Source organism: uncultured Dysosmobacter sp. (genome assembly GCF_947631635.1).
In the GTDB taxonomy this organism is placed as follows: Bacteria; Bacillota; Clostridia; order Oscillospirales; family Oscillospiraceae; genus Oscillibacter.
Map to the genome: position 1 here is coordinate 14,882 of NZ_CANRMB010000042.1, position 12,578 is coordinate 27,459.

12 protein-coding genes are annotated in these 12,578 nt (G+C 53.6%); 11 read left to right on the top strand and 1 reads right to left on the bottom strand.

Annotated features, from left to right (window positions below; translation table 11 throughout):
• Positions 1-3 precede the first annotated feature (3 nt).
• The 11 genes from Q0Z71_RS16045 (at position 4) to Q0Z71_RS16095 (ending at position 12,129) form a co-directional block, all read left to right on the top strand.
• Positions 4-909, top strand: coding sequence for a branched-chain amino acid ABC transporter permease (locus Q0Z71_RS16045; RefSeq protein WP_298024924.1), 906 nt, complete (start codon positions 4-6; stop codon positions 907-909).
• The gene (locus tag Q0Z71_RS16050) at positions 906-1,676 is read left to right on the top strand and encodes an ABC transporter ATP-binding protein (RefSeq protein ID WP_298024926.1); all 771 of its coding nucleotides are present in this window, start codon (positions 906-908) and stop codon (positions 1,674-1,676) included. Before Q0Z71_RS16045 ends, Q0Z71_RS16050 begins: the two co-directional genes overlap by 4 nt.
• 3 nt (positions 1,677-1,679) lie before the next feature.
• Positions 1,680-2,378, top strand: coding sequence for an ABC transporter ATP-binding protein (locus Q0Z71_RS16055; protein WP_298024928.1), 699 nt, complete (start codon positions 1,680-1,682; stop codon positions 2,376-2,378).
• Positions 2,379-2,400: 22 nt separating this feature from the next.
• The gene (locus Q0Z71_RS16060) at positions 2,401-4,149 is read left to right on the top strand and encodes a M28 family peptidase (protein WP_298024930.1); all 1,749 of its coding nucleotides are present in this window, start codon (positions 2,401-2,403) and stop codon (positions 4,147-4,149) included.
• 9 nt (positions 4,150-4,158) lie between these two features.
• Positions 4,159-4,872 (top strand): aspartate/glutamate racemase family protein, encoded by a 714-nt coding sequence (locus Q0Z71_RS16065; RefSeq protein ID WP_298024932.1) that lies wholly within the window; start codon positions 4,159-4,161, stop codon positions 4,870-4,872.
• A gap of 10 nt (positions 4,873-4,882) precedes the next feature.
• A complete protein-coding gene (locus Q0Z71_RS16070) occupies positions 4,883-6,028 on the top strand; it encodes a M20 family metallopeptidase (RefSeq protein ID WP_298024934.1) in 1,146 nt (381 codons plus the stop codon).
• A gap of 41 nt (positions 6,029-6,069) precedes the next feature.
• Complete coding sequence (gene eda / locus Q0Z71_RS16075; protein ID WP_298024936.1) at positions 6,070-7,032, top strand: bifunctional 4-hydroxy-2-oxoglutarate aldolase/2-dehydro-3-deoxy-phosphogluconate aldolase; 963 nt, start codon at positions 6,070-6,072, stop codon at positions 7,030-7,032.
• A gap of 5 nt (positions 7,033-7,037) precedes the next feature.
• Entirely contained in the window at positions 7,038-8,063 is a 1,026-nt protein-coding gene (locus Q0Z71_RS16080) for a sugar kinase (protein WP_298024938.1), read from the top strand.
• Positions 8,064-8,077: 14 nt separating this feature from the next.
• Positions 8,078-9,241: a pyridoxal phosphate-dependent aminotransferase gene (locus Q0Z71_RS16085; RefSeq protein ID WP_298024940.1), complete on the top strand. Its 1,164-nt coding sequence runs from the start codon at positions 8,078-8,080 to the stop codon at positions 9,239-9,241.
• A 187-nt stretch (positions 9,242-9,428) separates the two neighbouring features.
• Positions 9,429-10,364 (top strand): DMT family transporter, encoded by a 936-nt coding sequence (locus Q0Z71_RS16090; RefSeq protein ID WP_298024942.1) that lies wholly within the window; start codon positions 9,429-9,431, stop codon positions 10,362-10,364.
• 898 nt (positions 10,365-11,262) lie between these two features.
• A complete protein-coding gene (locus tag Q0Z71_RS16095) occupies positions 11,263-12,129 on the top strand; it encodes an ATP-binding protein (RefSeq protein WP_298024944.1) in 867 nt (288 codons plus the stop codon).
• A 263-nt stretch (positions 12,130-12,392) separates the two neighbouring features.
• Here the strand turns inward: Q0Z71_RS16095 and Q0Z71_RS16100 are convergent.
• Positions 12,393-12,578, bottom strand: a 186-nt coding sequence (locus Q0Z71_RS16100) for a hypothetical protein (protein ID WP_298024947.1), incomplete at its 5' end; no start/stop codon positions are given.

The following is a 12,578-nucleotide window of genomic DNA, read 5'->3' on the forward strand; positions in this document are numbered from 1 at the left end:
AGTATGTTATCGTATTGGACAGGTGTAGCGACACTGACCGGAATCTATCTGATCGCTACACTGGGCGTTTCCATCCTGGTTGGATTTACGGGGCTCTTTTCCCTGGGTCACGCAGGATTTATGGCGATTGGCGCATACGGGACGGCGCTGGCGGTGAAGATGCTGCACCTTCCGTTCTATGCAGCGATTCTTGTGGGGATTCTGGCCTCCATGCTGGCCGGCGCTCTGATTGGCAAAGCGACTCTGCGGTTAAAAGGCGACTATTTTGTCATTGCCACCTTGGCCATTGGCGAGTGTACAAAGCTTTTGATCGAAAACATCCCCTCCATCACCGGCGGGGCCAGAGGGCTGGCGGATATTCCGAGGAAGACCAATTTCTTTGTGGTGTGGACGATTTTGGTGATAGTTGTGGTACTGCTCCACCGATTTCTGAATGCCAAGCATGGCCGCGGCTGCGTCGCAGTGCGGGAGGAGGAGCTGGCGGCTAAGTCTATAGGTATTGATACCACCCGAACAAAGATGCTCTCACTCCTGATCAGCTGCGCGCTCTGCGGAATGGCGGGCGGGCTGCTGGCCGGGTACATGGGCTATCTATATCCCATCATGTTTACCATGGCCAAATCCAACGAACTGACCATGACGGTTATTTTGGGCGGCGCAGGGAGTTTGACTGGTACGATTCTGGCTGGTCTGGTGTTGATTCCCCTGCCGGAATATCTGCGTATCGAGTCCGCAGAGGAGTGGCGCATGGTCCTCTACGGCGTGCTGGTAGTAATCGTGGTGGTTTTCAAGCCCTCTGGGCTGATGGGTAATAAGGAGTTTACGGTATCCGGCCTGCTCCGCAGATTGAAAAAGTGGTTTTCTAAAGAAAAACGGAACGGGGAAAAGGGGGCAGGTGAGAGAGGATGAGCTGTGCAGCTTCGCTGAGTGTGGAACATTTGACCAAACAGTTCGGCGGCGTTGTGGCGCTGAATGATGTCACTTTTGAGGTGAAACCAGGAGAAATCCACGGGCTGATTGGCCCAAACGGGGCGGGAAAAACCACACTTTTCAATCTGATTACCGGTATCTACCGTCCCACGGAGGGAGATTTGAAGCTGAATGGGCAGTCCCTGGTAGGCAAAGAATCCCATGAGGCCGCCAATATGGGGATTGCCCGCACATTCCAAAATATTCGTCTGTTTGGAGAGCTGAGCGTATACCAGAACTTGATCACCGCCTGCCAGAAGCATTTAAGCTACAGCCTGCTGGACGGCTTCCTGCGGACGGCGAAGTACCGCCAGCAGGAGAGGGAGATTGCGGAGCTGACGGAACGCACGCTGAAACAGATTGGTCTGTGGGACCTGCGGGAGCAGATGGCGGGGAATCTGCCCTATGGACAGCAGCGGCGTGTGGAGATTGCTCGGGCCCTGGTGACAGATCCGCAGCTGCTTCTGCTGGATGAGCCCGCTGCGGGAATGAATGAGGAGGAGACGGGAAAGCTCTCGGAATTTATCCGCTCTATCCAAGAGCAGTATCCCGTTACCATTCTGATCATTGATCATCACATGGATGTAATTATGTCCATCTGTGACCGGATTACTGTTTTTAATTTTGGCAGCCTTCTGGCAGAAGGTACGCCGGAGGAAATTCAGACAAATGAAGCCGTGATTGAAGCTTACCTGGGGAGTGAATGAGAGATGCTGCATGTACAAAAACTCAGCTATGCCTATAAAAAAATACAGGCGCTGACAGATGTATCCTTTGAACTGCGGGATGGAGAGATCATGTCCATTATCGGCGCCAATGGCGCGGGGAAGTCTACGCTGATGAAATGTATTGCTGGTGTCTTGAAAACGCAGGAGAACGCCGTGCAGCTGGATGGTCGACCGCTGGCCAGGAGACCACACCAAGTGGTACAGCACGGTGTGGTTCTGGTGCCGGAGGGGCGCTGGATTTTCCCGGGCCTCTCGGTGGAAGAAAATCTGGAGATAGGCGCCTATGTGGTTGGCAGCAGTAAACAGGGGAAGGAGCGGGCGTTTACTATGTTCCCCAAGCTGAAGGACCGCCGCAGGCAGCGAGCTGGCACCCTTTCCGGCGGAGAGCAGCAGATGCTTGCCATTGCAAGAGGGCTGATGTCAGACCCAAAGATTATCATGTTGGACGAACCCTCTCTGGGCCTTGCGCCTCTGATTGTCAATGACATTTTTTCCATTATTCAGCAAATCAACCGCGAAGGGGTTTCGGTATTACTGGTGGAGCAGAATGCTCGAAAGGCACTGAATGTAGCGGATCGAGCCTGCGTATTGGAGCAGGGGCGGATTGTGAAGCAAGGCACTGGCAGCGAACTGGCCAGTGATGAGAGTATCATTAGCGCCTATTTGGGCGGGAAAAAATAATGTGAGGAGAAAGTGTACTGCTATGGAAAATCTATTGAAAGAAATGATTGCAACGCTGGATGTAGAGAAATCCGTGGAGCATGTCCGGTGGCTGACTGAAAATACTCCCAGCCGTATCTCCGGCCTGGGGCAGGACCGCAGAGCAGCAGAGTATATCTGTCAGCGGATGGAGGAGTATGGCCTGGAAACCAAGCTTTTGGGCTTTGAGGCCTATAACAGCCATCCGGGTACCTCCAAAGTGAAGATCATTTCTCCGGTGGAAAAAGAGATCGCCAGCATCGCCTGCTGTCATATTGCCAGCACCCCGGCCGGCGGGGCGGAGTATGAGGTGGTTTATTTGGGCTCCGGCGGCGAGGAGGACTACATCGGCAAGGATGTGGCCGGGAAAGCTGTTTTGGTGGAGGTCTCCTATGCGCCGGCCACCCCGGAGAAGGCCATGCTGGCCAGTGAGCACGGCGCTGCCGCCATGATCTGTATGAACTGGGGCACTGCTGAACATGAGCTGATCTGCAACCGGGCGCTGAAAGCCGTTTGGGGGAACCCCACCCCGGAGAGTTTTGATAAGATTCCCCAGATCGTCGGTGTAAACGTAACCCGCAAGGATGGGGAGTACATAAAGGGGCTCTGCCTGAAGGGGGAGAAAGTAGTCCTTCACATGGATGTCCAATCCCAGCGGGAGTGGCAGACACTGTATCAGCCTCTGGGTATTCTTCGGGGCACGGAGGAGCCGGAGAAGTTCCTCCTGGTCAGCGCCCACCTGGATGCCTGGTGCCCCGGCGTGACCTGCAATGCCACCGGCGATGCCACCATGCTGGAGATGACCCGCGTCTTTGGAAAGTTCAAGGATAAGATGAAGCGGAGCATCTATTTCGTCTACTGGAATGGCCACGAGATCGCTGAGGCCGCCGGCTCCACCTGGTTCCAGGACTATTTTTATGAGGATGTCCGCAACAACTGCATCGGCTACATCAACATTGACTCCACCGGCATGAGAGGGGCGGAGAAGTACGGCACAGACGCCAGCCGGGAGCTGTCGGACTTCGCCTATGATACCATTAAGCGCGTTTTGAATGAGGAGGTTTCCGTGGCCTATCTGGCCAAGACCGGCGACCAGTCCTTCTTCGGCGTGGGAGTGCCCTCTATTGCCGGCCGGATCTCCTACTCTCCGGAGGTGGTGCAGGAGCAAAACGGTGCCACTCTGGGCTACTGGAACCACACCTGTGAGGATTCCATCGACAAGATGGATGTGAGTAATATGGAGAAGGACAACCGCGTGGATGTGGGGGTTATCCTGGGCCTTACCAACGCCTGCGTACTGCCCTATGATTTCAGCAAGACCTGTGAGGACATGAAGCAGAAGGTGGAGTATCTGCGGCGGGAGAGCGGCGATGTGATCGACATGCGCGGCATCTCCGACGGTATTGACCGCCTCTCCGCGGGAGTCGTCGAGTTAAACCGTCTGAGGAGTCAGGCAGAAATGCTGTCCAAGGAGCGAATCCGCGGCCTCAACGATACGCTTCTGCGTCTGAGCCGCGCCATCACCAATGCCTTCTATACCAATGCGGAAAAGTACGATCAGGACAGCTACGGCAGGACCATCCTCTCCAAGCCTCTGCCGCTTTTATTCAACGTCATTGCGCTGAGTAAGATGGAAAAGGACAGCTTGGAGTACCGGCTGCTCTATACCAAAATGCTGCGCAACCGCAACCGCGTGGCCGACGCCGTGTTGACAGCCTGCGAGTATGTGGAGCTGTTCCTCGCGCAGAAGTAGAGGTGGGTTATGAGAATTAAAGTAATTATTCCCAACAGCGGCATGAGCCGTGAGACCTTGATCCAGCGGGAGGAAATGCTCTCCGCCTTTGCCTCCCCGGGCACGGATATCTCTGTGGACTGCATCGCCGGCGGGCCGGAGAGCATCGAATCGGCCTACGATGAGGTGCTGGCGGGTCCCTATGTGGTAGAACAGGCGGCGGCGGCGGAACGGGCGGGATTTGACGCAGTAATTGTCTACTGCGGCAGTGACCCCGCCGTATCTGCGGCGAGGGAGCTCCTCCATATCCCGGTGATTGGACCGGGAAAAATTTCCAAACTCATTGCCATGGACCTGAGCTTTCACTACTCAGTGATTACGGTTCTGGACAGCTGCGTTGGACGAGACACAGAGGCGGTCTGGGAGAAAGGCCTACCCACGGAGAAGCTGGCGTCGGTAAGGAGTATCGGCATCCCGGTATCCCAGGTGCGGGATGATATGGAGCGGACTTTTCAGGCCCTCTGCGACACGGCCCGGCAGTGTATAGAGGAAGACGGCGCTCAGTGCATCGTTCTCTCCTGCCTCGGAATGGCCGGCATGGGAGCACGGATGAGCGAGGCGCTTCAAATCCCGGTTTTGGACCCGGCTCCCATTGCGGTGAAGTATGCGGAAATGCTGGCGGGACTCCGTCTGTGTCACAGTCCGGCGGCGTATCTCCCGCCACCAAAGAAGGCGCGGATTTGAGGGGACAGCCATGGAGAAAATACGGCAAAAAATCGCATGTACCCGTATCACAGATACGATAAAAGAGTTGATTGAAATTCCATCTGTCACCGGTGAAGAAGGTGCTCTGTCAGACTATATCGCCCAGAGGCTGCGTGCTATGGGGGCGGATACGGTGCGGCAGCAGACCGTAGCGGGAAACCGCAGAAATGTCATTGCGGAAATCTGCGGCGCGCTGCCGGGCAGAAGCATCCTGCTCACCGGACACATGGACACAGTGGAGGCGGGGGAGGGGTGGAGCAGCGACCCTTTTCGCGCTGTAGAGCGGGATGGAAGAATCTATGGCCGGGGTGCCTGCGACATGAAAGCGGGGATTGCCGTCATCCTGCATACAGCTGAGATCTGCATTCAGGAGAGGCAGTCTCTGCGCGGCAAGGTCGTTATAGTGCTGGTGTGCGACGAGGAGGCCTACTCAGAGGGGGTGCTCCGCGCAATTGAGGAGGGTGTTCAGGCAGACTTTGGATTGGCGGCAGAGCCGGAGTATACCCATGCAGTGATCGGTTCCTGCGGAAAGATTCTAATCCGCGCGGAAGCCCGCGGGAAGGCGGCTCACGCGGCTGAGGCCAGCAAGGGAATCAACGCCATCGAAGAAATGGGGCGCTTTTTGAGTGCTATGGATACGCTGCACCTTCCCGGCGCGGAGTTGATCCCGCCGCAACCCTATACCACGCTGCGGGTCTCCGGGGGCAGCGAGCGGTACAGTATGGTGATTCCCGACCACTGTGAGGCACTGATCAGCAAGCATACCGTCCCCGGGGAGACAATGGAGGACGTTCTGGCAGCATTAAAAGCTCTGGCCCGAAAGTTGAAATTGAGCGCCCAATTTACATTCTCTGTGGAGCGTCCCTTCTATTCATCCTTTTTGGTAGACCGCTCCCACAAGGAGGTCCGGCGCCTGCAGTCAATCTATCGGTGCATAACCGGTGCGGAGCTGCCGCTGATCTGCTCCAGCGGAGTCAGTGACAATAACCACTGGTCGACAAAGGGCGGCATTCCGTCCATCTGCTTTGGTCCCATGGGTGGCGGGCTCCACGAGGCGAACGAGTGGGTGGATATTGAAAAACTGTATCAGGTATTGGAGATCTATGTGCGCTTCCTACTGGAAGACGAAAGCTGACAAAGTCATACCCGATCAATTCATCGGAGGAAAGGATCAAAATGGATATTTTACAACGAATTGCAGACGCCGCCGTTATCCCCGCAGTGACCATTGACAACGCGGCGGATGCTGTACCGGCGGCAAGGGCTATGCTGTCCGGCGGGGTAGATGTGATGGAATTTACCTTTCGAACGGCCGCCGGCACCAAGGCCATTGCCGCTGTGTCCAGAGAATGCCCCGAGGCTCTGGTGGGCGCCGGTACGGTGCTCACCCTGGAGCAGTGCAAAAGGGCTGTGGACTGCGGTGCACAGTTTATTATCTCTCCCGGCTACAGCGAAGAGGTGGTGGCCTGGTGCGAGAAGAATCAGGTGGTTGTAATCCCGGGCTGTGCCACTTCCACCGAGATTATGGCGGCGCTCGCCCATGGCGTGAGGGTTGTCAAAATTTTCCCCGCCGAGGGCTGCGGCGGTCTGGATGCCATGCGGGCGCTTTCCGGTCCTTTCAGCGGGATGAAGTTTATTCCTACCGGCGGGGTCAACGGAGAGAATCTCAGCGAATACTTGGCCGCCCCCTTTGTCTTTGCCGTGGGGGGAAGCTGGCTGTGTACCAGGGCCGACATTGCCGCCCATAATTTCGACAGGATTACCGCCCTGTGCGCCGAGGCCCGTCGAACTGTCCTGGGCTTTGAACTGGCCCATATTGGAATCAATACCCAGAGCGAGGACGAAGCAAATTCCCTCTGCCGGATGTTTGAGAGGGCGTTCCAATTCCCGGTTAAGTCCGGCAGCAGCTCATGCCTGGCCGGGACAGGGATTGAGGTCATGTACTCCCCAGGCCTGGGAGAGCGGGGACATATCGCCGTTTGGACCAACTCGATCCCCCGGGCGGCGGCGGAGCTGGAGAAAAAAGGTTTTGCACTGGATCAATCGACGGCAAAGTACCGGGGTGAAACGGTGATCTCCGTCTATCTGAAGCAGGAATTTGGCGGATTTGCGGTTCATCTGCTGCAAAAGAAAGGGTGAGCCAAATGAAGTATTTGACCTTTGGAGAGATCATGCTGCGCCTGAAAGCTCCTGGACATGAACGGTTATTTCAATCTCCGGTGTTGGAGGCGACCTTCGCCGGCGGCGAGGCCAATGTAGCGGTGTCGCTGGCAAATTATGGAGAGGACGTGGCGTTTTTTACTGTGCTGCCCGATAACGGTCTCGCGGCGGCCTGCCGTGCTGAGCTGCGCCGCTTTGGGGTGGATACCGGGCGGATCATAACCGGTGAGGGGCGCATGGGGACCTACTATCTGGAGAGCGGCGCGAACCAGCGTCCCAGCCAAGTAATTTACGACCGTTCGGGTTCGGCCATTGCCATTGCGAGGCCAGAGAGTATAAACTGGGATCAGGTCCTTACGGGGATAGACTGGTTTCACATTACTGGCATTACACCGGCAATCTCCCAGTGCGCGATGAACCTCGCCCTGGCAAGCGTGCAGGAGGCAAAAAGGCGCGGAATTACTGTGTCCTGCGACCTGAACTATCGAAAGAATCTGTGGAAATACGGACAGGAAGCGCAGGCCGTCATGGGTGAGATTGCCAATTACGTGGACGTGGCCATTGCCAACGAGGAGGATGTGCAGAAAAGCCTTGGGATTAACACAAAAATAGATGTGTCCTCCGGAATGCTGGACAGTGAGAAATACCGAATTCTGGGGGATAAAGTTCTCACGGCTTATCCCAATATACGGTTGATTGCCATCACGCTGCGGGAGAGCCACAGTGCCGACTGGAACGGATGGTCGGCCTGCCTCAATGATGGTAGAAACTTCTATCTCTCCAGACACTATGAGATCCGGGATATCGTGGACCGCGTAGGCGGTGGCGACAGCTTTGCTGGCGGCCTTTTGTATGGACTGAACCACTATGGAGATCTCCAGCAGGCACTGGAATTCGCGGTGGCGGCCTCCTGTCTGAAGCACAGCATTCCGGGAGATTTCAACCGCGTCAGCGTATCCGAGGTGGAAAAGCTGATGGCCGGAGACGGCAGCGGCCGAGTACAGCGGTAGGAAGGAGGCGCACGATGTTGTTTGTCAACCAGCGCACACAAAATTTGCGGCAGGGGGCTATCCGGGCCATGTTTGACCGTGCCAATCAGATGACGGGCGTGATCAGCATGGGTATCGGCGAACCGGATATGGCTACGCCAAAATCGGTGAGTGACGCGGGGAAACAGGCCCTGGAGCAGGGATTTACCCACTATACGCCCAATGCAGGTATGCCTGCTCTGCGGGAGGCTGTCGCAACCCAATCCAGTGTGCGGGAAATCGGTTATGATCCGGAGCGGGAAGTTATCATTACAAACGGCGGAATGGGGGCGCTCTCCCTGCTGATGGCCGTGATTCTAAATCCGGAGGATGAGGTGCTGATCCAAGATCCGCAGTGGCTCAACTACGCAGCACAGGTGACGTATTATGGCGGCGTGCCGGTTCGGGTGCCAACAGACGCTGCTCACAATTTTGAGATGCAGCCAGAGGTGATCGAGCGTCTGATTACGCCGCGCACGAAAGCGCTGATGATCAATACACCAAACAATCCCACTGGGCATGTAATTGGCCAGTTGACGCTGAAGAAGATTTCTGAGATCGCCTGCGAAAAAAATCTGCTGGTTATCGCGGACGAGGTATACAATACGCTGCTCTATGACGGGGCGGAAAACCGGTCTATTGCGGCGTTCCCCGGAATGAAGGAACGCACCGTAGTGATCAACAGTTTTTCCAAGGCATACGCCATGACCGGCTGGCGGATTGGCTATGCGGCGGGGCCGGCGGAAATCATAGATAAAATGACCATATGCCAGGAGAATTTCAATGCCTGCGCCAATGCGATAGGGCAGTATGCCGCGGTATATGCGTTGGCCCATCCCGAGGAAGCGGAAGCCCTGAGAAACGTATTCCAAGAGCGGAGAGAGACGGCACTTCAAGAACTGGAGACAATTCCAGGGATAACCGTGGTCCGGCCAAACGGTGCATTTTACTTGTTCCCCAGCATACAGGAATTTGGACTGAGCGATGTGGAGTTTTGTGACCGGCTTCTTACAGAGCAAAAGGTAGTTTGCATTCCAGGCAGCGCTTTTGGCACCTGTGGGGCTGGGCATATCCGTATCGCCTATACTATTGGGCAGGATAATCTGCGGGAGGCGTTTCGCCGCCTTGGGCAGTTCTGCGCCCAGATTTGCAGCAGATAAATTGGGAAAGCGCTGATTGAATGCGTCTGCGACGTCTTGCGTAGATTTTGTGCCATAATTTTGTTGCGATTTCTTGGAATAAACACATTTCTTCATGTAGAATCGCGCCGCATTTTGGGAAAAATTTCTTCGCAAGCCGATCTTGCCGATCCAATCAGCGCTTCCTTTGAGATGGGGAGGGGTTGTTTTGAGAGAGAATTGGGTGACGCGTCCTGGGGTGATTCTGTCGGTGGCAGTAGCGGTAGCGGTGCTCTGGGGAAGCGCCTACCCAGGGGTCAAGATCGGATTTTCCCTCTGGCGGATCGAGACAGGGGACTTTGCCTCCAAGATTTTGTTCGCCGGGACCCGTTTCTTTTTAGCGGGTGTGATGACCATCGCCTTTGCCAGCCTGCGGGAACGCCGGCTGATCCGCCCCACCCGGCAGGAGCTGCCCGTGTTGGCAGCCTTGGGCTTGATACTCACCTCGGTGCAGTACTTCTTCTACTACATCGGTCTGGCTCATATCAGCGCTTCCAAAGGGGCTATCCTGTTCTCCAGCGGTACCTTCACAGCGGTGCTGGCTGCGCCACTGATTGTGCGGGGTGAACAGCTCACCATTCGGAAGGTTCTCGGATGCCTGATCGGATTTGTCGGTGTGGTGGTAGTCAACGGCAGCGCCCTGGGTGGGGAGGGAATAACGCTGCTGGGGGAGGGGTTTATTGTCATTGCCGCTGTCAGCTTCGGCCTGGGCTCCACCTGGAGCAAGGTGGTCTCCACCCACAGTAGCCCCACCATAGTCACCGGCTACCAGATGCTGATCGGCGGGGCTCTGCTATGTCTGGCCGGTCTTCTGGTCGGGGGGCGGCTGACCCCAGTGGATCCAGGGGCTCTCCCGCTGCTCCTCTACCTCTCCTTCCTGTCGGCAGCAGCCTTCTCCCTGTGGACTATGCTCCTCAAGTATAACGACGTGGGCAAGGTGACCGTGTATAACTTCCTGGTCCCCATCTTTGGTACCCTACTGTCGGGGATTTTCCTCCATGAGCCAGTACTGACCATGCGCAATCTCATCGCTCTGGCGCTGGTGTGTACAGGTATTGTGGTGGTAAATTGTCACCTATCCCGGACTAAAAGGCTGTATCAATAGCTGAAGTATTCAGCTATGCAAATCAAAATTGTCGATAACACGGCGAAAAATAGTAGCAATACTTTGCACATAGACCGTCCACGATTGTTCAAACTGGTTGGTTACAAGCCTAAGCCATGCCGCCACAGCTATGAGTGCACTGGAATCTCCACCATAGCCCGGTGTTCCGGAGACAGATTATCAGGAAGATTGCCATGAGTGCAGCAACAGTTTCTTGGGAGAGTGCTGAGGTTAGTAAGGAGTTGGTTGAGGATATCCATCTCCTCCAGTAACTCTACCAAGGAGATGTTTTGTTCGGTATTGAAGTGATAGGTTGCCCGCATATCTTCAGTTGGTATAGATTATTGCGATAAATACGAAATAAGACTGGTAAAAAAGCTGTTACAAGCTGTTTTGATGATCTTACAGAGCAATGGGAGGCTAAAAAGGGACAATAAGCGGTGATTAATAAATCTCACAGCGGGATTTGATTCTTGATAGGGATCATGTCTCACTGTGAGATTTTTCGTGCTCTATTAGGATTTCAAAAAACAACGTATGATATTAAGGGAAGGACTGATTAAATCGACATGCGGGGATTGCCAGACAGATTTTTCGTCTGGCAAGGCAAAAAACCGCAGGAATCCTGACGGATTTCAAGGTTTTTTAAAGACATCCAGACGAAAAATATGTCGGCCAGACCTGTGCGGTGATTTATTCAGTCCTTCCTAAGAAAAATGGACAACGGATTCGGCAGTTCCGTGTCCTAAATCATCATATGCAGGAAAAATTGCGTGTCTGCTGAATATTGGTTGGAGTTTTTACATAAATTTTTTCCACAATTTTTCTTACTCGGCAAGTGCCTTACCGAGTTACCCTCTATGATTGGCTCCAAGGAGCGGTGGAGGGGGGTGAACACATGAGCCCAAGCGAAATCAAAATTACCGTTGCTGCAATATTTCTGTTTGGCAAGGCCCCTACTCAGTTTTTGCCTGGTGCCAGATTGCGCTTTTTACGCTACGAAGGTGTCACTGCCGAAGTGGGCACCAGATTTAACCTGGTAAAAGATGTCACAATAGAACGTCCTTTGCATCAGTTAATCACAGAAGGACGTAATCTGCTTGAATCTCAAATGAGGGAATTCCAGCAGCTCGGTCGGGATGGTGTGTTTAAGCGCATTCCTGAATATCCTGCATTTGCGTGGCTGGAGGGACTTGTTAATGCAGTGGCACACCGGGACTATTCTTTGCAAGGGGACTATATTCGAATCACAATGTATGATGATCGGATTGAGTTTTCCAGTCCCGGACGCCTTCCCAGTATTGTGACCGTGGATAATATCCAGACTACTCGTTTTTCCAGAAACCCGGTAATTGCCAGAGTGTTAAGTGATTTTGGATGGGTACGAGAATTGAATGAAGGTGTAAAACGTATTTACACGGATATGGCTTCGTATTTTCTGGATCCACCTGTATTTAGTGAGCCGAACGGGAATACCGTGCTGTTGGTTTTGAAAAACAATATTGCGGCACGCTCCCTTAGACGGATGGAGTCTCAGAGAATCGTGTTCGATAAACGCTGGGAGTCACTGAGTGCCCTTGACCGGGATCTTGTATATTACATCGCGAGTATAGACAAGTGTACTCCCCGTACATTATCGGATCTTACAGAGAAATCCCGGCCGACAATTACGGCACATTTAAAAAAACTTGTAGAAATGGATATTATTGTTGAGCACAGTACTTCTCCCAGAGATCCTACCAAATACTATGCTATCAAGCAGTAACTCAATGTTGTACTTGAAAGTTACTTGAAACTACTTGAAAGTATTTTTAATTAATGATTCGGAAGAATTAATTGACATTTCCATGCATAGGTGCGAAGGGTCAGATCTACTTAAAAGCTACTTGAAACTACTTGAAAGTGTTTCTTGAAATCAAAAAACGCAAAAAGGAATCTTTCTGTTGCTTCAGGTGCCATAACAACGCTGATGTTCAGTCTCAGGCGGTGTGCAAAGTCACCGGATGACTTCATAGATCTGAGCGAATTTCAAAAGCAACCAGATGATGTATAATAATATCTGGCTTTTGGTTCGTTTTGAATGGCAAGCACTATCGAAACTTTGTCCTTTTCGTCCTCATTGTCCAAGAGCATCAAAACTGAACTTATATAATAATGCACCATGCCCTCAAAACATGGTGCATTGTATCCACGAGCGGTAGGTATGCCATAAAA

Coding starts and splice junctions, on each gene's coding strand:
- Q0Z71_RS16055 (WP_298024928.1), top strand. CDS start 1,680: ATGCTGCATGTACAAAAACTCAGCTATGCCTATAAAAAAATACAGGCG.
- Q0Z71_RS16095 (WP_298024944.1), top strand. CDS start 11,263: ATGAGCCCAAGCGAAATCAAAATTACCGTTGCTGCAATATTTCTGTTT.
- Q0Z71_RS16045 (WP_298024924.1), top strand. CDS start 4: ATGTTATCGTATTGGACAGGTGTAGCGACACTGACCGGAATCTATCTG.
- Q0Z71_RS16060 (WP_298024930.1), top strand. CDS start 2,401: ATGGAAAATCTATTGAAAGAAATGATTGCAACGCTGGATGTAGAGAAA.
- eda (WP_298024936.1), top strand. CDS start 6,070: ATGGATATTTTACAACGAATTGCAGACGCCGCCGTTATCCCCGCAGTG.
- Q0Z71_RS16080 (WP_298024938.1), top strand. CDS start 7,038: ATGAAGTATTTGACCTTTGGAGAGATCATGCTGCGCCTGAAAGCTCCT.
- Q0Z71_RS16065 (WP_298024932.1), top strand. CDS start 4,159: ATGAGAATTAAAGTAATTATTCCCAACAGCGGCATGAGCCGTGAGACC.
- Q0Z71_RS16050 (WP_298024926.1), top strand. CDS start 906: ATGAGCTGTGCAGCTTCGCTGAGTGTGGAACATTTGACCAAACAGTTC.
- Q0Z71_RS16085 (WP_298024940.1), top strand. CDS start 8,078: ATGTTGTTTGTCAACCAGCGCACACAAAATTTGCGGCAGGGGGCTATC.
- Q0Z71_RS16070 (WP_298024934.1), top strand. CDS start 4,883: ATGGAGAAAATACGGCAAAAAATCGCATGTACCCGTATCACAGATACG.